We start from the raw sequence: 18615 nt of genomic DNA on the forward strand, positions 1-18615 counted from the left end.
ACGAGTGTCACAAAAATAGTTAAAGTCGTTGTGCTAAATGTTGCTCAATAGCTTCAATGATCAAGTGATTAATTGAAATTCCACGTGCTTTAGCCTGTTGAGTAACAAGTTCTGATAGGGTTTCATCATAGCGTAATGTAAAGGTTTTTTGCTTTTCTTGCTCAAATGCAACAATACCGTTTTCACGGCAGTCTGCTAGATATTCATCTAGAGAGATTTTTCCTTCTTGATATAAACCAACTACGCTATCGGCAATGAAATCACAATATCCCGTCGTATTGAGAAATTTCCCACGAAACATCTTCAATTCAGGTATATAGCTGACAATAGCAGGATAATGATCAATATAGATAATATTAGGTTGTTGTTTTGTTGCCATTTGGAGTAATTCCTATTTTAGTAAGCCATTCACGCAAGTTTGCGATAGCACCCTTATCTGTGTGATGGGTGTGGACGATGAAAACGAGCAATGCTATTGTTTAGTTTAAATCGTACTCTAGAGCCTTCACCTTGAATAATCTCACCACCTAACCCTTCAATCAGAGATTCTATCTCTTTCCATTTGATATTAGATGATGTTGGTGTTGCGAAAATAGCATAAAGTGTTTGCTGATGTTTCTTTCGCATTTGATTTCCCTATTTTATGACTTCAAATAATGAAGTCAATGTATGTGATGAAATCATATTATTGTGAGATGGTTACAGGGAACGCAATTTTAATATTGTGGTTTTTCGACGAGTGTCACAAAAATAGTGAAAAGATAAAAGCTATTGGGTAGTTTTAACCTTAGGCACTAGCTCAATATTTAACGCTGAAAGAATTTTCACAATGGTTTCAAAACGTGGCTTTTTGCTTGAAAGTGTTTGATATAAACTTTCTCTACCGATATTGGCTTTTTTGGCTAATTCATTCATTCCTTTTGCACGGGCAATGGTATTTAACGCTTGAATGAATTCGGCTTCATCACCGTCTTTTAGCACTTCCGATAGATAAAGTGCGATAAGTTCATCGTTATTGAGATACTCAGCAGCATCGAACGTTGATATTTGTCCGTTAAATGATTTATCTTTCATCTGATTTTATTCCTGTTCAAGTGGGTATTGTTGCCAGAATCTTTTTGCTACGGCGATGTCTTGCTCTTGGCTGTCTTTGTATCCACCGTTGATAATGAGATAGATGATTTCCCCTTTTCTTGCATAGTAGATACGGTAGCCTTTGTTTATCATCAATCGCATTTCATAAATGCCGTCACCTAGCGACTTATGATCTCCAAAATGTCCGTTTTTTGCTCGTTCTAAGCGACGGATAATCGCAATTTTTGCAATAGGATCTTTGAGTTCATTTAGCCATAATTTAAAGGTTTCAGTTTGTTCAATAATGTACATAATTGATTTTCTATAATTGTAATGTTTTCAATACAAAATAACAAGCAAACTTCATATAGTGAAGTAATCACGAGATTGTTAATTTTTATGACAAAAAGACAAGTGAGAGAAAATCATTTTTCGACGAGGGTCACAAAAATTTTGCAAAAATCAATGCAGATCTCACCGCTTGTAGTAAACTTCCGCCTAACAAATTTGAGAGGAAAATGACGATGACTCAACAAGATGTGATTGTAATGGGTGGTGGAATGGTCGGGGCGGCGACAGCATTAGGGCTGGCAAAGCTAGGGCTAAAGGTTGTTCTAATTGAGAAAAATCCGTTGCCGACATTTGATCCAAATGCACCTTATGATGTGCGAATTTCGGCAATTAGTGTGGCTTCCGTTGCGTTGTTGGAGAAATTAGGGGCGTGGCAGGCGATTGAAGCGATGCGAGTTTGTCCTTATGACGGCTTAGAAACGTGGGAAATTGATGGCTTTAATACTGCTTTTCACGCAAATGATCTTGGCTTAGATAAGTTGGGTTATATGGTGGAAAACCACCTTATTCAGCTTGGGCTTTGGCAAGCATTGGCACAGTATCCAAACTGTCAGCAAGCGGTTGGTTTTGAGCAAATTTCTGCAAGTCGTGATGAGAACGGTGTTTGGACGGTTGAGCTTGATCAGCAGGTGTTTTCTGCACCGTTATTGATCGCTTGCGATGGCGCAAATTCCCTTGTGCGTCGCTGGTCGGGTATTGGTTTGACGAGCTGGCAATATCGCCAACACTGTCTGCTTGCCGTAGTCAAAACAGAATTACCGCAACAGAGTGTCACTTGGCAACAGTTCTTTGAAAGCGGTCCAAGAGCCTTTCTACCGTTACTGGAACATAACGGTTGTGTGGTTTGGTATGATTCGCCACAACGTATTGCTCAACTGCAACAGATGAGCAAAGAGAAATTGAGTGCAGAGATTCAGAGCCATTTTCCAAGCCGTTTAGGCAAGGTTGAAGTGACCGCTCACGGTAGTTTCCCACTCACACGTCAGCACGCCCAAAGCTATGTGAGAAATGGGATTGTCTTAGTCGGGGATTCTGCTCATACGATTAATCCACTGGCAGGGCAGGGGGTGAATCTTGGTTTTAAAGATGTAAAAGCCTTACTTGAAGTGATAGAGCAAGCGGTCGAAAAAGGGCAGAATTTTGCAGATGAAGCGGTGTTAAATGGTTACGAACGAAAACGTAAGCCTGATAATCTGTTAATGCAAACGGGAATGGATGTGTTTTATAAAACCTTTAAGACAGATTTATTACCTGTGAAAGTCGCGCGTAATGTTGCGTTAATTGTGGCGGAACGTGCAACGCCGTTGAAAAAACGGGCGTTGAAATATGCGTTGGGAATTATATGATAGATAATAACATCACTATAATTCTAATTATAAATTAGGTTGCCAAATAGATCATTCCCCCCAAACTCGCTAAAATAGCTTGCTTACAAAGGGGAGTTGCTATGTTTAGAGTATATTATTCAAACCAAATAACCGAACAGAAAAATCTATTGACGGCGATCTTAGCGAAAGATCCCAACCCCGATCCATTTAGTCAAGAGATTGTGCTGGTACAAAGTTTAGGTATGGCACAATGGTTGCAAATGCAGATTGCTCAAGAAATCGGGGTGTCTGGTAATGTGCAATTTCCTTACCCAACCAGTTTTTTATGGCAACAATATCGCGTGCTTTTTCCCGATTTGCCGAAAGAGAATAGCTTTGACCGCCAGTCAATGTTGTGGCGTTTAATGCGAATTATTCCGCAGTTCCTTGAACAACCTGCCTTTGAAGCACTTGCGTCCTATTTAAACCAAGGCGATCAGCTAAAACAGTATCAATTAGCAGAGAAAATCGCCGATCTGTTTGACCAATATTTTGTGTACCGTCCGCAATGGCTGGTGTTATGGGAAAAGGGGCAATCGCAAGCGGTGGTTGATGAGATTATGCGAGCGGTTTCTTTTAAGCAAAAAAATGCAAAAGAGATTGCAACGAATGTGGCGTGGCAAAGTATCCTTTGGAATGCGTTGGTTGCCGATATAAAACAGGATAGCGATGAAGCGATTTTTAATACTTCACACCGTGCTTATTTGCAACAGCGTTATTTCGATAAACTTGATAATTTAACTGCCACTGAAAAAGCTCGCTTACCGAAACGGATTTTTGTGTTTGGCATTTCTTCCCTTCCCCATTCTCAGCTCGCCGTATTGAAAAAATTGAGTGAGCATTGCAATGTTCACCTCTTTTTCACTAATCCAAGTATGGAATACTGGGCAAATGATCGTGAAGATAAGGTATTAGAAAAATTAGCGTTAAAAGATAATTTATCTGAAGCAGAATTAGCAGAGTTATTTGAAAAACAAGGAAACCCATTATTAACAGTTTGGGGAAAACAAGGGAAAGAATTTTTAAATTTATTAATTGAAACAGGTATTCAAGATATATCTCTTTATAATCATTTTGAAGATGAAAATCCGACATTATTAACCCAAGTAAAAAAAGCGATTTTATATTCAGAACACCAAACTACATTCTCTTTAGCTAATGAAGATCGCTCTATTCAGCTTCACGCTTGCCACAGCAAAATGCGTGAAGTAGAAGTATTATATAATCAATTATTATATTTATTTGAAACCTATCCTGACTTATCCCCGAAAGATATTATTGTGATGTCTGCGGATATTGATAGTTATGCACCTTATATTAATGCGGTATTTTCTCGTTATGAAAAAGAGAGAAGATATATTCCCTTTACCTTATCAGATCAAAAAATTAGTTATATTAATCCAATTATTGCTAGCTTTTTACAATTGTTATCGATTAAAGAAAATAAATTCTCAGCAGAAGAGATATTAGATCTCTTTGATATTTCAGCTATTCGAGAAAAATATCAATTTAATGAGCAGAAAATTAATACATTAAGAGAATGGATTAAATCGGTTGGCATTAGATCTGGCTTAAAAATAGAGAACCCAGAATGGCAAAATTATAATTCGTGGGAAAATGGGCTAAACCGATTATTGTTAGGCACAAGTTTAAAAGCGGAAAATAATGGCTGGCAGAACATTTTAGCTTTTGATGAAAGTTATGGATTAATCTCTGAATTAACAGGGAATTTAGCAAAATTTATCGACAATCTCACCGCTTGGCACGCCTTTATTTGCCAGCCACAGAGCCTATCTGCTTGGCAAGAACAGCTGTTTACCCTTGTGGCACAGACCTATCAAGAAAACGTTCAAAGTATTGATGCGATTTTGACGTTACAGCAGGCTATCCGTGATGTGATTGAGCAAATTCAGCAAAGCCATTTTGAAGAAGCGATAGGTATTGATGTGATGCTTGAGCTATTTACTCAACAGCTGAGCGAACAGCGTAGCCACTTAAATTTCCTTGTGGGTAAGGTGAATTTCTGTACGTTATTACCGATGCGAGCAATTCCTTTCAAAGTAGTCTGTTTGTTGGGTATGAATGAAGGCGAGTTTCCACGCCAACAGACGATCAACAGTTTTGATTTAATGCAGTACGCCCCACAAAAAGGCGACCGCTCAAGACGAGATGATGATCGTTATCTTTTCCTTGAAGCCTTGCTCTCGGCTCAACAAATGCTCTATATCAGTTATATTGGGCAATCGCTCACAAGTAGTCAAGAAAAATTACCATCGGTGTTGGTGACACAATTATTTGATTATTTGAAAGAAAACCTGCCTAAAGCTGACTATGCTAAATTATTGTCTGTTCACCCAATGACCGTATTTAGCCCAAATAATTTCAAAGATGGCAAAGTGGCTTATGATAAAGAGTGGTTGGAAGTTAAAAATAATATCTTGCCACGCAAAGATTTCTTGCAGAAATTAACTAAAACGCAGGAAGATATAATGCCAGATATTTCACTGACACAGTTTATTTCTTATATTCAAGAACCGATAAAATATTTCTTCCAACAACAATTAGGGGTTCGTTTTGAACAGAATGAAGATAAAATTGAAGAAAGTGAAATTTTCCAATTATCTAACCTAGAAAGATATAATTTACTTGATGATCTAATTCAAGTCGAAGAACAGGATGTTGAACTCTTTTTTGAGAATGAAAAATTAAAAGGCAATCTACCCGCTCGTTATTTTGCAGATGTTAATAAAACAAAACTCACTGAAGATATTCAGCTTTTAAGAAATGCATTATCATCTTATTTATCGCAAGAGAAAAATGTTATTGAAATAGATTATTCTATTATTTTTTCAGAGAGAAAATATCAACTTGTGGGTAATATCCCAAATTGTTTTAATAATGAAGTAGTATTATGGCGAGTAGGAGGGTTGCGAGATAAAGATATTATTCAAGCGTGGATCTATTATTTATTATTAAAAGCAAATGATCACCCAATTCTTTCACTACGTTTTTATTATCGACAAGGCGAAAAAGCAAATTGTCTAACCTTTAATGACATTTCGCAAACAGAAGCAACGGAGGTATTAAATCTTTATTTACAAGATTATTTATCAAGCCAAACCGAATTAAAATGGGCACTTAGTGATAGTGTTACAGAATACTTTAATAACAAGAATAAAGAATTGGATCCATCAAAAATCTTAAAAAAGATTTTTGATATAAATAAAAATCCCTATCTGACTCGTATCACTGAACAATCTGAAGCGTTAGATCTAACAACAATCTCTGACAGAATGGAATCATGGTTCAGTTTAATGTATATGAGCATTAAAACTTAATACAAGGACAGTTTATCTAATAATCACTTTATTGGTTGTATTTTTCTTAAACAGTAGCATAAAGCAAGCACTAATATGTCTTCTGTATTTCACTATAGAGATAAATCTGACAAATATAATATCTATTTATATTTTTGCCTGTTAGTTTGATAAATAGTATTGATGTTGCTAATACTCTATAATACGTCTATAACTAATTACCCATGAAGGATTTCTATGAATAAATCAAAAAAATTGGTGTGCTATTAGCAAACTTAGGCACTCCTGATGAACCAACTACTCCAGCAGTGAAACGTTACTTAAGACAATTCCTGAGCGATCCAAGAGTAATTGATTTACCGAAGTGGCGTTGGAAATTTATTTTGAACTGTCTTGTGTTACCTAAAAGAGTACCTAAAGTTGCACAGGCTTATAAAACTATCTGGACAGAAGATGGCTCTCCTTTATTATCTATATCTCGTCAGCAGCAAGCCGCTATTCAGACTTATTTTTGCTCACAGAATAACAATATTGTCATTGAACTTGGAATGAGTTACGGTAATCCTAGTATCCAGAGTGCTGTTGATAGCCTTATAGCACAGGATGTAGAAAAAATTATTATACTTCCACTCTACCCTCAATATAGCTCAACAACAGCCTCAGTGCTGGATGCTTTTGCACAAGCATTATATAAACACAAGAAAGTTTTGCCTTTTGAATTTATTCACAATTACCATAATCACCCTTTGTATATTAAAGCATTAGCAAATACTGTGACGCTTACAGAGAATGAGCTATTACTTTTTTCTTTCCACGGTATACCTGCTCGTTATGAAGCAGAAGGTGACTTTTATTCAGAACAATGCCGAGAAACTGCCCGTTTAGTAGCCAAGGAGCTCAATTTGACAGAAAATCAATGGCTTTTATCTTTCCAATCTCGTTTTGGTAGTGAAGAGTGGCTTCAACCTTATACCGATGAACTTTTATCGAATCTTCCTACTAAAAATATAAAAAACATAGCGGTTATTTGTCCTGGTTTTGCCGCAGATTGCCTTGAAACAATTGAAGAAATTGCTGAAGAAAATCAGGAAAATTTTAAAAATGCAGGAGGAAATAACTACAGATATATTTCAGCATTGAATGCAAATAGCGATCATATTAGCTTTTTAGTTAAGTTGATTGAGTCAAAGCTAGACTGAGAATATATCTGTTAATTTGTTTGATAGATGGTGAAGTATCCCCCTAACTACAATCTGTGTCTGTATCTGAAGTGACAACTATAAGATACAGACATTTTTATATCACCATAGTCAAATTAGATAATTATTTTTTATAATAAAAAAAATAAGCTCATAAAATCAGCAAATAACCCTCTTACCCAACTCAAAAATGAGAAGTAGATCACATTTTTACATAAATCAGATTGCTGAAAAATCGGCATCCTTTAAAATTCCACTCCGAAATTTACTCTATTGAGAATAAGTTTTAATAATCCGAATAAATCCTCACATAAGGAGCAACCAATGAGTATTGCTATTATCATAGCAACCCACGGTGTCGCCGCAGAACAACTTCTCAAAACCACAGAGATGTTAATCGGGGAACAAAGTGATGTAACCACTATCGACTTTGTACCTGGCGAAAATGCCGAAACTATTATGGGTAAATATCAAGAGAAATTAGCGAATGAGCTCGCTCACTGCGATCAGGTGCTATTCCTTGTTGATACTTGGGGCGGTAGTCCGTTTAATGCGGCAAACCGTGTGTCTGAAGGCAAAGATAATATGGACATTGTCACAGGTGTAAATGTGCCGATGCTCGTTGAAACTTTTATGGCACGTGATGATGGTCCGTCTTTAGCTGAGCTAGTAGAAGTCGCTCTTGAAACAGGACGTTTAGGCGTGCGTGCATTACGCTATCAGGAGAAAGAAGAAGCACCTGCGGAACAACCTGCTCCTGCTGCTCAAGCTCCGGTACAACCACAAGTAGCTCAAGTCAATCAAGAAGGGAATTTAGTGATTGGTCTGGCGCGTATTGACGACCGTTTAATTCACGGTCAAGTGGCGACTCGCTGGACGAAAGAGAGCCGTGTTAGCCGTATTGTGGTAGTGAACGATGATGTGGCAAAAGATAGTGTGCGTTCGACTATGCTGAAAAGTGTAGCACCACCGGGAGTAACGGCTCACGTTGTGCCTGTAGATAAAATGATCCGCGTTTATAACAACCCTGAATATGCGAACGAACGTATGATGTTACTTTTCACTAATCCGACAGACGTGGTTCGTTTAATGGAAGCAGGCGTTGAGTTCAAATCGATCAATATCGGCGGTATGGCATATAAAGACGGTAAGAAAATGATTACCAGTGCCGTTGCTGTTGATGATAAAGATATCGAAGCATTTAAAGCATTAGATGCGAAGGGTATTGAGCTTGATGTGCGTAAAGTATCGAATGATAGCCGTCAATATATGATGGATTTACTCAAGAAAAATAACTTAATCTAAGGAAATTATTATGGAAATTTCTACATTACAAATAATCTTAGTATTCCTTGTTGCCTGTATTTCAGGTATGGGATCAATCCTTGATGAGTGGCAAACTCACCGTCCGTTAATCGCTTGTACCTTAATCGGTATCGTATTAGGCGATATGAAAACGGGGATCATTGTTGGTGGTTCATTAGAATTATTAGCGTTAGGTTGGATGAACATTGGTGCAGCATTAGCACCAGATGCAGCATTGGCGTCAGTGGTTTCAACCATCTTGGTTATCGTAGGCGGACAAGATATTCCGACAGCGATTGCACTCGCTATTCCTCTTGCAGCGGCAGGTCAAGTTTTAACTTATGTTGTACGTGCGATTACAGTTGGTTTCCAACACGCAGCGGATAAAGCCGTTGAAACTGGCGACTTAAATAAACTGGATTGGATCCACCGTTCAGCGTTATTACTTCAAGCAATGCGTATTGCAATCCCAGCGTTAATCGTTGCGATGACAGCAGGTACGGATAGTGTTCAATCTATGTTAGCAGCCATTCCACCAGTTGTAACAACAGGTCTTAAGATTGCCGGTGGCTTTATTGCGGTTGTAGGTTATGCGATGGTGATCAATATGATGCGTGCAGGTCACTTAATGCCATTCTTCTATGCGGGTTTCGTAATTGCAGCATTTACTGATTTCAACCTTGTTGCATTAGGGGTTTTAGGTACTATCACAGCGATTATTTATATCCAACTTCACCCGAAATACAACCAAAGTAAACAAGTGGTGCAAGTGCAAGCAACAAACAACGACCTTGACAACAGATTAGACTAAGGAAGTAAGACTATGACAACTGAAATCAAAAAAGTAACACAGAGCGATTTAAATGCGGTGGTACGCCGTTCTAATCTCTTCCAAGGTTCTTGGAGCTTCGAGCGTATGCAAGCGTTAGGTTTTGCCTACTCAATGGTGCCGGTCATCAAACGTTTATATCCCGATCCAAACTCACAAGAGCGGAAAGATGCGATCAAACGTCACCTTGAGTTCTTCAATACTCAACCATTCGTAGCGGCTCCTGTATTAGGGGTAACTATCGCAATGGAAGAAGAACGCGCGAATGGTAAACCTATTGATGATGCGGCAATCAACGGGATCAAAGTTGGTTTGATGGGGCCTCTTGCCGGTGTGGGCGACCCGATTTATTGGGGAACAGCACGTCCAGTATTCGCAGCATTAGGTGCAGGCGTTGCCTTAACAGGTAGCTTATTAGGTCCACTACTTTTCTTCGTCTTATTTAACCTTGTGCGTTTAGCAACCCGTTACTACGGCGTCGTTTACGGCTATAAAAAAGGCTTAAATGTGGTTCAAGATATGAGTGGCGGTTTATTGCAAAAATTAACCGAAGGAGCGTCAATTCTTGGCTTGTTTATTATGGGGGCGTTGGTTCAAAAATGGACAAGCATTAATGTACCGCTTGTGGTTTCTACCATTCAAAAACAAGACGGCACAACGGAAATTACCACCGTTCAATCTATCTTAGATAGCTTAATGCCAGGTTTATTGCCGTTACTCTTAACCTTTGCATGTATGTGGTTATTACGTAACCGTGTGAATGCACTTTGGATTATCATCGGCTTCTTCGTTATCGGTATTTTCGGTGCGTGGACAGGTATTCTTGCATAATTTGCAAAAAATCCGATAAATTAGACCGCTTGTGCTAGAATACAAGCGGTCTTTTTTTTAAGAACATTCTACAAATGACAAATATACTTCTGATTTTAGCTATTGGTTTGAGCTTGCTCTATATTCTCTATGATCAGCTCATTATGGACAGACGAAAAGGCGAAACTCGATTAAGCGTACCGTTAGTTCGACAAGCAAGTTTAGACACAGGAATTTTAATTGCCCTAATTGTGTTAATTATCGTGCAGGGAGTGCAAACAGGTATTGAACCTCTCACTGTATTCTTATTATGCGGTTGTATTGTCTTAGCAGTCTATTCGGCGTTCATTCGTTACCCTCGTTTACTATTAAAAGAACAAGGCTTTTTCTTTGGCAATTTCTATTTTTTATATAGCCATATTGCACAAATTAATTTGGCAGATCAGAATATTTTAGTCATTGATCTAAAAAATAATAGGCGATTGTTTATTCGGATTAAACAAAAAGAAGATATTGAACGAGTTGTCAATTTCTTTGGAGGATACAAAAAATGATTTTCAAATTAGTGGGTAAACATCAACATTATGATTGGGGTGGAGATATTTTCATACCCAACTGGTTAAAACTTGACACTCACGAAGAGAAACCCTATGCAGAATATTGGCTTGGAGCACACCGTTCTGCTCCTTCAATGATTGAATTTGAAGGAGCATGGTTGCCTTTAGATCGCGTTTTAGATAAGGCGCCTCAAATACTAGGAGAAAAATCGCGTGAACAATTTGGAGATGAATTACCTTTCTTACTGAAAATTTTGGATGTGAAGTTACCGCTTTCGATTCAACTTCACCCAACTAAAAAAGAGGCAGAACACGGTTTTGAACGTGAAAATTATGAAGGTATTCCACTAAATGCCTCAAACCGTACCTATAAAGATCGTAATCATAAACCAGAAATGATGATTGCATTATCAGACTTTTGGCTATTACACGGGTTCAAATCTGAAGATGCGATTAAAGAAAGCCTAATGAAGCATCAATCTTTACAAGGTCTGGCGAAAGCGATTGAAAAACAAAGTTTACCAACGGTTTATGCCTCCATTATGCAAGCAGAACAAACTCAGCTTGCAGAATGGTTATTGCCCATCATTGAAAATAAACAAGAGGATTATCAACAAGATAGACTTAAACTAGACGATCCTGACTATTGGGTACTATATACTATTGATGCGATGAAAATAAGTCTGGATAAACTAGATGCAGGGCTTCTCTGTTTCTATCTATTTAATATTGTAAATCTCAAAAAGGGAGAGGGAATTTATCAAGGCGCAGGCTTACCTCACGCCTATTTGCGAGGACAAAATATTGAACTAATGGCAGCCTCAGACAATGTCATTAGGGGAGGGCTAACCCCTAAATATGTAGATATCCCAGCACTTCTACATACGATTGATTATCGAGCAATTACACCTAAGATTATTCCTCAATATGAGGAAAATAATAGTGAAGAGTTACTGCACTTATATCCAACACCAGAAGCAGAGGACTTTGCCTTACAGCGACTCAGCTTTAAACCATTTGATGAAGAACAATTTACTGCAACAAGTGCAAGTATTTTATTAGTAATGTCTGGAAGTTTGTATGTCGATTTAGGATATGACTCGATTTATTTACAACAAGGCGAAGCAATTTTTATCAGCGCTAATAGCCAAGTAGATTTTATTGGTGAAATGGATGGCTATGCCGTGATTGCAACACTGCCGTAATTGTGTTCATTTTTTCTACTCCCTATCCTATGTTCTATCTTTTGCCCGATTTATTCTTCTTTTCTTAAAATCGGGCAGTCAAAAAACGAAAACCTTTGCTTTTTTTGTGAGCTGAATCACAAAAACTAAATTACTTCGTAAAATTTCTTTTTATTCGGTCAATTTTGTTTGAATATATGATTGTTTTCTCAATAGAGATAGCCGATAAAACAATCACGATGGAGGCAGAGATGACCGCAGTCAATAGCAATACGCCGTTACTCTCAATGAAGAACATCAGCAAATCTTTTGTGGGAGTTCAAGCCTTAAAGAATGTTCAGCTTGAACTACATAAGGGAGAAGCCCACGCTTTAATGGGTGAAAACGGTGCTGGAAAATCCACCTTAATGAAATGCTTGATCGGGGTTTACCAAGCAGATGAAGGGGAGATCATCTATAAAGGCAAAGCCGTCAATTATTCTTCTGTGTTGGAAGCTCAGAAAGACGGTATCAGTATGATTTTCCAAGAGTTAAACCTCATTCCTCATCTTACCGTGGCAGAAAATATCTTCTTTGCCCGTGAACCAAATAAATTTGGCATCGTTGATAAAGCCAAAATGAATAAAGATGCCGCCGACTTGCTCAATATGTTTGATATTGATGTGAAGCCGACCGATCTAGTCAAAGACCTTTCCGTTGCTCGTCAGCAAATGGTGGAAATCGCCAAAGCCCTCTCTTTTGATGTGGAAGTGTTGATTATGGACGAACCAACTTCTGCACTTACCGAAAAAGAGATTGAGAAATTATTTGAGCTTGTCCGCCGCTTGAAAGAGAAAGGCGTGTGTATCGTCTATATTTCTCACCGTATGGACGAACTAAAACAGATCTGCGACCGCATTACCATTTTCCGTGATGGTACTTATGTATCTAGCCACCGTTTCTCAGATATCACGATGGATGAAATCATTACCAAAATGGTAGGGCGTACCCTCGATAATCATTTCCCACCAAAAACCGCCAAAATCAGTGATGAGTTATTACTTTCAGTGATGAATGCAGAACGTAAAGGCGTGTTTGAGCCGTTAAACTTTGACTTGTTAAAAGGCGAAGTGTTGGGGATTACAGGCTTAGTTGGGGCAAAACGAACAGAACTTGCCCGTGCGATTTTTGGAGCGGATCCGCTTGATGGGGGCGAAATTTATGTTCGGAATAAGAAAGTTGTTATTCGTGACCCAAGCGACTCGATTAAAGCAGGTATCGCCTACCTATCTGAAGACCGCAAGCTAAATGGGGTAGCAGTGCGAATGTCTATTCGTGAGAACATCACAATGGCTTCAATGGATAAAGTATGCGATCAGTTGGGCATTATTTCACACAATGAGGAGCTGAAAGCGAGCGATACCTTTATTAAGAAAATGGAAATTAAAACGCCAACACCTGAGCAGTTAGTAAACAACCTAAGTGGTGGTAACCAGCAAAAAGTGGTTATCGGCAAATGGTTGTTCCGTGATGCGAATGTAATGATTTTCGATGAGCCAACTCGAGGCATTGACGTTGGGGCGAAATATGCGATTTATCAGTTAATTGATGAACTTGCCGCCAATGGTGTCGGTGTGATTGTGATTTCTTCTGAATTGCCTGAAATTTTGGGCATTACCGACCGTGTTATCGTGATGCGAGAGGGCAGAATGACAGGTATGTTGGAAACTAAAAAAACCAACCAAGAAGAGATTATGCAATATGCCACTGGCGTGAAAAATATGTTCAAAAACGAATATAAAAACTAAGGAGCTTTAAAATGAGTGATAAATATAAAGATCTGCTTCGCAAAATGGCGGCATTAGCAGGGTTAATCCTCTTAGTCATTTTCTTTAGTGTAACCAACGATTATTTCTTTACCTCCAACAATATTATGACCGTTGGCTTACAAACCTCCACCATTGCGTTAATCGGTATCGGCGCAACTTGCGTTATCTTAACCGGCGGTATTGATTTAAGTACCGGTTCTGTGGTTGCGCTCTCAGGGGTTGCCGCCGCAATGATTGTAAACGCTGGCGTGCCTGTGCCGATTGGTATGGTACTCGGTATTTTAGTCGGAGGGGCTTGTGGTTTAACGAACGGTATTCTCGTTACTCAAATGAAGTTACCGCCATTTATCGCCACCCTCGGTATGATGATGGTTGCTCGTGGTCTAGCACTCTATGTGACGAACGCTGCACCGGTTTCAGGTATGCCGGAAAGTTTTGCAGTCTTAGGTAACGGCGCCTTATTCAAAATCGTGGAAGAAGGCCCGAATGGCTTACCGAAAGTGGTGTTTACAGGTATCCCGTATCCTGTGATTATTATGATCTTCATCACGGTACTCTTTACCTTTGCTTTAACTAAATTAAAAGTGGGTCGCTACATCTATGCTATCGGTTCAAATGAAGAAGCAGCACGTTTATCGGGTATTAAAACGAATATTGTCAAAATTTATGCTTATGTTGCTAGTGGCTTACTCTCTGGCTTAACGGGCGTAATCCTTGCCTCTCGCTTAGTAACCGCACAGCCAAACGGCGGTGTGACTTACGAGCTAGATGCAATCGCAAGTGCAGTAGTCGGGGGAACATCGTTGATGGGCGGTGTCGGTACCATCCCTGGCACATTAATCGGGTCATTCATTATCGGTGTACTCCGTAATGGTTTGAATATGAATGGCGTATCATCGTTTGTGCAAATGATTGTTATCGGTTTGGTGATTATCGTAGCCGTGTCTTTAGACCAGCTCCGTCAATCTAAAAAACTTGGTAAGAAATAAACTCTAGAGGAGATTTAACTATGAAAAAATTAGCAATCGTAACCGCAACTGTATTAGGTTTATCTACCCTTTTTGCAGGCTCAGCGTGGGCAAAATCAGACGAAATCGCAGTCATCGTAAAATCCGCTAACTCAACTTTCTGGCAAAACGTACGTAAAGGTGCAGAAACTGCAGGTGCAGATTTAGGCGGAAAATATAAAGTCACTTTCCAAGGCCCTGAATCAGAAACTGCGATTGACGCACAAGTCAATATGGTGGACAACGCCGTAAACCGTGGCGTAGCAGGTATTGTGCTTGCGGCTTCTGACCCAGTGGCTCTTGTGCCAGCAGTGAGAAAAGCCTATGAAAGCGGTATTCCAGTAGTATTAATCGACTCAGGCTTAAACAGCGATGGTAAATACTATCAATCATTCCTTGCGACCGATAACCGTGCAGCAGGTAAATTGGCAGCTGAAAAATTATTAGCCAAAGTGAAAGGCGGTAAAGTGGCAGTGATGTCATTCACCCAAGGTGCAGCTTCTGCGATTGAACGTACAGGCGGCTTCATTGATGAAGTGAAATCTAAAGCAGATTACAAAATTGTCGGCCCATACTACTCAAATTCAGAAATGGTAACCGCATTGAACCAAACTGAAGACGTTTTAGGCTCTAACCCTGATATTGCGGCGATCTTCGGCGCAAACGAACCGACCGCAGTGGGTATGGCTCGTGCGGTGAAACAAAAAGGCTTCGCAGGTAAAATCGTTGCCGTTGGTTTTGATGGTAACTCAGACCTTCAAAACTTCGTGCGTGACGGAACTTTAGACGGTATCGTGGTGCAATCTTCATACCAAATGGGCTACAAAGGTGTTGATACTATCGGCAAACTCATTAAAGGTGAAAAAGTCGAGAAAGTTATTGATACTGGTGTAGTTTATGTAACGAAAGAAAACATCGACTCTGAAGAAGCGAAAGCGGTGCTTTACTAGGATATTTTTCCTAATGCCTTCGCTCCCCCTGCTTTAGGGGGGAGCTGCCGAAGGCTGAGGGGGGAATAGTTGATAGCCCCCTTTATGCTGCAAATCAGCCGCAAAAAGACCGCCAAAATCAACGTTGGCAACGCTTTTCTCAACTGTTGGAACAACATTTTTGCGAACAACATCAAGTTCAATTTTATGCGAAACAGCTCAGCTGCACAGAAAAAACGCTCGGCTCAACCTGCGTGGTTCACACAGGGCTACCAGCCAAAATGGTTATCAACCAACGCTTACTGCTCGAAGCTAAACGCCTCCTGGTGCATACCCAAAAATCCGTGAAACACATTGCCTTACAACTGGGTTTTGAAAAAGCCACTCACTTCAATAAATTCTTCAAAAAATACGAACAAAGCACTCCGAAACACTTTCGGGAAACCTATTTAGCGAAAAAATAAAAGAGCGGTATAATTTTCCAACATTTTTGCAATAGCAAAATCCTTTGCCAAAACAACCGTGCTTCCCCAACTACCCCAACAACCCCGATAAATCTCCCAATCCACATCTTTAAACACATTAAACACCACCTTCATTTGCGGGTTATCGGCTAAAAAGGCTTTGACGGTTTTCACCGCAATTTCTGCCGCTTCTCGATTAGGGAAACGAAATTCACCTGTGCTAATACAACAAAAGGCGACGCTTTCAATGCCGTGTTGCTTGGCGAGTTCTAGGCAAGAGCAGTAGCAACTGGCGAGCAGTTCGCCATCTTTTGCTGATAACGCACCGATAATAATCGGTCCGACTGTGTGTAAAACGTAGGCAGACGGCAAGTTAAACGCTGGGGTGATTTTGGCTTGCCCTGTGGGTTCAAAATACCCTTGTTTCGCCATCAATTCGGCACAAGCAAGGCGAAGTTGCACGCCTGCTTGCGAGTGAATGGCGTTGTCGATACAGGCGTGCAAAGGGTGAAAACAGCCGAGCAGTTGGCTGTTTGCCGCATTCACAATCGCCCCCACTTTGAGCCTTGTGATGTCGCCTTGCCATAGGTAAATCTGCGGTTGAATAGGCGTTAAATCCGCCAGCGACACCACGCCTTTTTCCGCTACTTCTGATCTTGCAACGCCAAAAATTCCGCCGTTTCCGCAAAGCCTTCTGGGTGATCCCGATTTAACCGAATCAGCGTTGCCTGCGGATTGCGGTAGGTCATCTGTTCAAAAGGGTAACGAATAATGGTCGGAGTGTTAAAGCCAATCCCCAACTCCAAATACACCGTGTTGCCCTGCATTATTTGCTCGGCAAATGTGGCATAACGCTGTTGGGCGGTATGCCATTGCTCTGTTTCAACAAAACGATGATCGACACGCAAGTGCATTGCCATTTTGCCGCCACACACAGGACATTTCGGCACAAGTGCGGTGGGAATTTGGCAATTTTTTTGCTGTGAACGCCATTTTTGCACCAGCGTTTCGTTGTCGTAAACTTGTGAATGGCAAGGCTTGACACATTGCAACTCGCCGTAATTGCCTTGCACTTCAAAGAGTTTGTTTGGGTCAAAGCCAGCTTTGGCAAACTGGCTATCTACGTTGGTGGTAATCACAAAATAGTTTTTGTCTTTCATCAAAGCAAAAAGCTGTTGATATAAGGGCAATGCAGACGGCTCAAAGCGGTTCGCCCAAATATGCTCCGCCCAATACGCCCATTTTTCTTCTTCTGTTTCAAGGGGATAGAACTCCGCCGAATACATATCCTTCATACCATAACGCTGGATAAACGGCTGAAAACGTTGAGTAAATCGCTCACCACTGTACGTTAAACCTGCCGCTGCGAAAAAGCCAGCGCCGGCACCAATCACAATAAAATCCGCCTGTTCAATACGTTGTTTGGCTTGTTGTAACATCTTAAACCTCCCGATAAGCAATCTCGGCAATCTGTTGCTCAAATTCGGCAATGGACATCGGTGTTTCGCTTTTGATTAAACGCACATTCTCCAACCGCTGCACCAGTTTCATCGTGCAGTCGTCAAACCGCAGCACCACCGAATAAAAATCAAAAAAATCGTACTCCGTTTCCTGCACCTTGCCATAATTTTGCAAGGCTGAGGCAAGCTGAAAATAACCGTGAATGGCTTGTTGCCGATTGTCAAACGCCACTTTTTCAAGATAAAAACGGTGTTGATTATGGGTAATCGTTTTGGCAAAACGGAATGTACCGAAATGCAGTAAACGCGGTTTTTGGCGAATAGTGAAAATAAAAATTAAGCTAAAAATAAATAATAAGATAAGCAGCATTTTTTACTTCCTAAAAGTAAGTAATTTGAGGGCAGTATAGACACTTAACTTATTTTATGGAAGTACTTACAAAAATGTAAGGTTTTTGGATTTATCTTTAACTTGTTGATTTAAAAGAAGTTAAATTTTAGATTTTTTAGGAAATAGGTAAGGATAGATAAAACAAGCGGTGGGATTTTGGGGGAATTTGCAAATGCAAAAATTTATGGAAACTTGACTGCTCTTATATCCCCATAATCTCAAACATTTCACGCCAATCAGATTGCACTTGCTCAATCGGGGGCAAAATATTTTGTTCAAAATAGAAATGTAACGCAGTTAAAACGCAAGTGGCAAACAAAGTGGCTTGAAATTCCCAATTTTTAGCTCGTTCAGGGAATTTTTGTTGGGCTTGGTTTAAAAAAGCGTTTTTGAGTAACTGTTGCATTTCGTGAAACAAGCAGTGGCGTTTGGTGTCGATTTTCCATAATTCCAGTAAATATGACAACCTTACAATACACTATACGCATTAACAGAAATAACGCCCGAAAACCGTTGCTAAGGAAACAGTCAAATAGATTTAATAGATTTACTGTTTGTGTTAA

General features: G+C 39.7%; 20 protein-coding genes. 12 read left to right on the forward strand and 8 right to left on the reverse strand.

Annotation, left to right across the window (positions count from 1 at the left end; translation table 11 throughout):
- Positions 1-19: 19 nt before the first annotated feature.
- The 4 genes from B0183_RS02335 to B0183_RS02350 form a co-directional block, all read right to left on the reverse strand.
- A complete protein-coding gene (locus tag B0183_RS02335) occupies positions 20-379 on the reverse strand; it encodes a type II toxin-antitoxin system HicB family antitoxin (protein ID WP_021111768.1) in 360 nt (119 codons plus the stop codon).
- A gap of 53 nt (positions 380-432) precedes the next feature.
- Positions 433-627 (reverse strand): type II toxin-antitoxin system HicA family toxin, encoded by a 195-nt coding sequence (locus tag B0183_RS02340; RefSeq protein ID WP_021111769.1) that lies wholly within the window; start codon positions 625-627, stop codon positions 433-435.
- A gap of 141 nt (positions 628-768) precedes the next feature.
- Positions 769-1074 (reverse strand): addiction module antidote protein, encoded by a 306-nt coding sequence (locus B0183_RS02345; protein ID WP_005713249.1) that lies wholly within the window; start codon positions 1072-1074, stop codon positions 769-771.
- A 6-nt stretch (positions 1075-1080) separates the two neighbouring features.
- A complete protein-coding gene (locus B0183_RS02350; protein WP_010786554.1) occupies positions 1081-1386 on the reverse strand; it encodes a type II toxin-antitoxin system RelE/ParE family toxin in 306 nt (101 codons plus the stop codon).
- Positions 1387-1598: 212 nt separating this feature from the next.
- Here B0183_RS02350 and B0183_RS02355 point away from each other — a divergent pair, with 212 nt between their 5' ends.
- From B0183_RS02355 to B0183_RS02410, 12 genes are all read left to right on the forward strand, one after another.
- Complete coding sequence (locus B0183_RS02355) at positions 1599-2771, forward strand: FAD-dependent oxidoreductase (protein WP_075630529.1); 1173 nt, start codon at positions 1599-1601, stop codon at positions 2769-2771.
- A 101-nt stretch (positions 2772-2872) separates the two neighbouring features.
- The gene (gene recC / locus B0183_RS02360) at positions 2873-6130 is read left to right on the forward strand and encodes an exodeoxyribonuclease V subunit gamma (protein ID WP_078208269.1); all 3258 of its coding nucleotides are present in this window, start codon (positions 2873-2875) and stop codon (positions 6128-6130) included.
- Between the two features lie 224 nt (positions 6131-6354).
- The gene (hemH, locus tag B0183_RS02365) at positions 6355-7308 is read left to right on the forward strand and encodes a ferrochelatase (protein WP_035497385.1); all 954 of its coding nucleotides are present in this window, start codon (positions 6355-6357) and stop codon (positions 7306-7308) included.
- 324 nt (positions 7309-7632) lie between these two features.
- Entirely contained in the window at positions 7633-8613 is a 981-nt protein-coding gene (gene manX / locus B0183_RS02370) for a PTS mannose transporter subunit IIAB (protein ID WP_078208270.1), read from the forward strand.
- Between the two features lie 10 nt (positions 8614-8623).
- The gene (locus B0183_RS02375) at positions 8624-9424 is read left to right on the forward strand and encodes a PTS mannose/fructose/sorbose transporter subunit IIC (protein WP_005825071.1); all 801 of its coding nucleotides are present in this window, start codon (positions 8624-8626) and stop codon (positions 9422-9424) included.
- Positions 9425-9436: 12 nt separating this feature from the next.
- The gene (locus tag B0183_RS02380; protein ID WP_078208271.1) at positions 9437-10273 is read left to right on the forward strand and encodes a PTS mannose transporter subunit IID; all 837 of its coding nucleotides are present in this window, start codon (positions 9437-9439) and stop codon (positions 10271-10273) included.
- Positions 10274-10347: 74 nt separating this feature from the next.
- Positions 10348-10806: a DUF986 family protein gene (locus tag B0183_RS02385; RefSeq protein ID WP_005713266.1), complete on the forward strand. Its 459-nt coding sequence runs from the start codon at positions 10348-10350 to the stop codon at positions 10804-10806.
- The gene (manA, locus tag B0183_RS02390) at positions 10803-12014 is read left to right on the forward strand and encodes a mannose-6-phosphate isomerase, class I (protein WP_005713268.1); all 1212 of its coding nucleotides are present in this window, start codon (positions 10803-10805) and stop codon (positions 12012-12014) included. Before B0183_RS02385 ends, manA begins: the two co-directional genes overlap by 4 nt.
- Before the next feature lie 230 nt (positions 12015-12244).
- Entirely contained in the window at positions 12245-13780 is a 1536-nt protein-coding gene (locus B0183_RS02395) for a sugar ABC transporter ATP-binding protein (RefSeq protein WP_021119480.1), read from the forward strand.
- A gap of 11 nt (positions 13781-13791) precedes the next feature.
- Positions 13792-14790: an ABC transporter permease gene (locus B0183_RS02400; protein ID WP_005713272.1), complete on the forward strand. Its 999-nt coding sequence runs from the start codon at positions 13792-13794 to the stop codon at positions 14788-14790.
- A 20-nt stretch (positions 14791-14810) separates the two neighbouring features.
- Positions 14811-15758 carry an ABC transporter substrate-binding protein gene (locus tag B0183_RS02405; RefSeq protein WP_021112999.1) on the forward strand — a complete coding sequence of 316 codons (948 nt, stop codon included), beginning with the start codon at positions 14811-14813 and terminating at the stop codon, positions 15756-15758.
- Between the two features lie 146 nt (positions 15759-15904).
- Complete coding sequence (locus tag B0183_RS02410; protein ID WP_234802016.1) at positions 15905-16201, forward strand: helix-turn-helix domain-containing protein; 297 nt, start codon at positions 15905-15907, stop codon at positions 16199-16201.
- On the opposite strand, the gene B0183_RS11895 is transcribed toward B0183_RS02410, so the two are convergent.
- From B0183_RS11895 to B0183_RS02425, 4 genes are all read right to left on the reverse strand, one after another.
- On the reverse strand, positions 16187-16834 hold the full coding sequence (locus tag B0183_RS11895; RefSeq protein ID WP_234802017.1) for a protein-ADP-ribose hydrolase: 648 nt from the start codon (positions 16832-16834) through the stop codon (positions 16187-16189). The genes B0183_RS02410 and B0183_RS11895 overlap by 15 nt on opposite strands.
- A gap of 11 nt (positions 16835-16845) precedes the next feature.
- A complete protein-coding gene (locus tag B0183_RS11900; protein ID WP_106406635.1) occupies positions 16846-17640 on the reverse strand; it encodes a Sir2 family NAD-dependent protein deacetylase in 795 nt (264 codons plus the stop codon).
- 1 nt (position 17641) lies between these two features.
- Positions 17642-18031, reverse strand: a complete 390-nt coding sequence (locus B0183_RS02420) for a hypothetical protein (RefSeq protein ID WP_021111786.1) — start codon at positions 18029-18031, stop codon at positions 17642-17644.
- Between the two features lie 223 nt (positions 18032-18254).
- Positions 18255-18518 carry a hypothetical protein gene (locus tag B0183_RS02425; protein WP_021111788.1) on the reverse strand — a complete coding sequence of 88 codons (264 nt, stop codon included), beginning with the start codon at positions 18516-18518 and terminating at the stop codon, positions 18255-18257.
- Positions 18519-18615: the final 97 nt, after the last annotated feature.

Source organism: Glaesserella parasuis (genome assembly GCF_002015085.1).
Taxonomy (GTDB): Bacteria; Pseudomonadota; Gammaproteobacteria; order Enterobacterales; family Pasteurellaceae; genus Glaesserella; species Glaesserella parasuis.

Bases quoted from the DNA above. Each gene is read 5' to 3' on its own strand.
- B0183_RS02335 (WP_021111768.1), bottom strand. From the start codon at position 379: ATGGCAACAAAACAACAACCTAATATTATCTATATTGATCATTATCCT.
- B0183_RS02340 (WP_021111769.1), bottom strand. From the start codon at position 627: ATGCGAAAGAAACATCAGCAAACACTTTATGCTATTTTCGCAACACCA.
- B0183_RS02345 (WP_005713249.1), bottom strand. From the start codon at position 1,074: ATGAAAGATAAATCATTTAACGGACAAATATCAACGTTCGATGCTGCT.
- B0183_RS02350 (WP_010786554.1), bottom strand. From the start codon at position 1,386: ATGTACATTATTGAACAAACTGAAACCTTTAAATTATGGCTAAATGAA.
- B0183_RS02355 (WP_075630529.1), top strand. From the start codon at position 1,599: ATGACTCAACAAGATGTGATTGTAATGGGTGGTGGAATGGTCGGGGCG.
- recC (WP_078208269.1), top strand. From the start codon at position 2,873: ATGTTTAGAGTATATTATTCAAACCAAATAACCGAACAGAAAAATCTA.
- manX (WP_078208270.1), top strand. From the start codon at position 7,633: ATGAGTATTGCTATTATCATAGCAACCCACGGTGTCGCCGCAGAACAA.
- B0183_RS02375 (WP_005825071.1), top strand. From the start codon at position 8,624: ATGGAAATTTCTACATTACAAATAATCTTAGTATTCCTTGTTGCCTGT.
- B0183_RS02380 (WP_078208271.1), top strand. From the start codon at position 9,437: ATGACAACTGAAATCAAAAAAGTAACACAGAGCGATTTAAATGCGGTG.
- B0183_RS02385 (WP_005713266.1), top strand. From the start codon at position 10,348: ATGACAAATATACTTCTGATTTTAGCTATTGGTTTGAGCTTGCTCTAT.
- manA (WP_005713268.1), top strand. From the start codon at position 10,803: ATGATTTTCAAATTAGTGGGTAAACATCAACATTATGATTGGGGTGGA.
- B0183_RS02395 (WP_021119480.1), top strand. From the start codon at position 12,245: ATGACCGCAGTCAATAGCAATACGCCGTTACTCTCAATGAAGAACATC.
- B0183_RS02400 (WP_005713272.1), top strand. From the start codon at position 13,792: ATGAGTGATAAATATAAAGATCTGCTTCGCAAAATGGCGGCATTAGCA.
- B0183_RS02405 (WP_021112999.1), top strand. From the start codon at position 14,811: ATGAAAAAATTAGCAATCGTAACCGCAACTGTATTAGGTTTATCTACC.
- B0183_RS11900 (WP_106406635.1), bottom strand. From the start codon at position 17,640: ATGTTACAACAAGCCAAACAACGTATTGAACAGGCGGATTTTATTGTG.
- B0183_RS02420 (WP_021111786.1), bottom strand. From the start codon at position 18,031: ATGCTGCTTATCTTATTATTTATTTTTAGCTTAATTTTTATTTTCACT.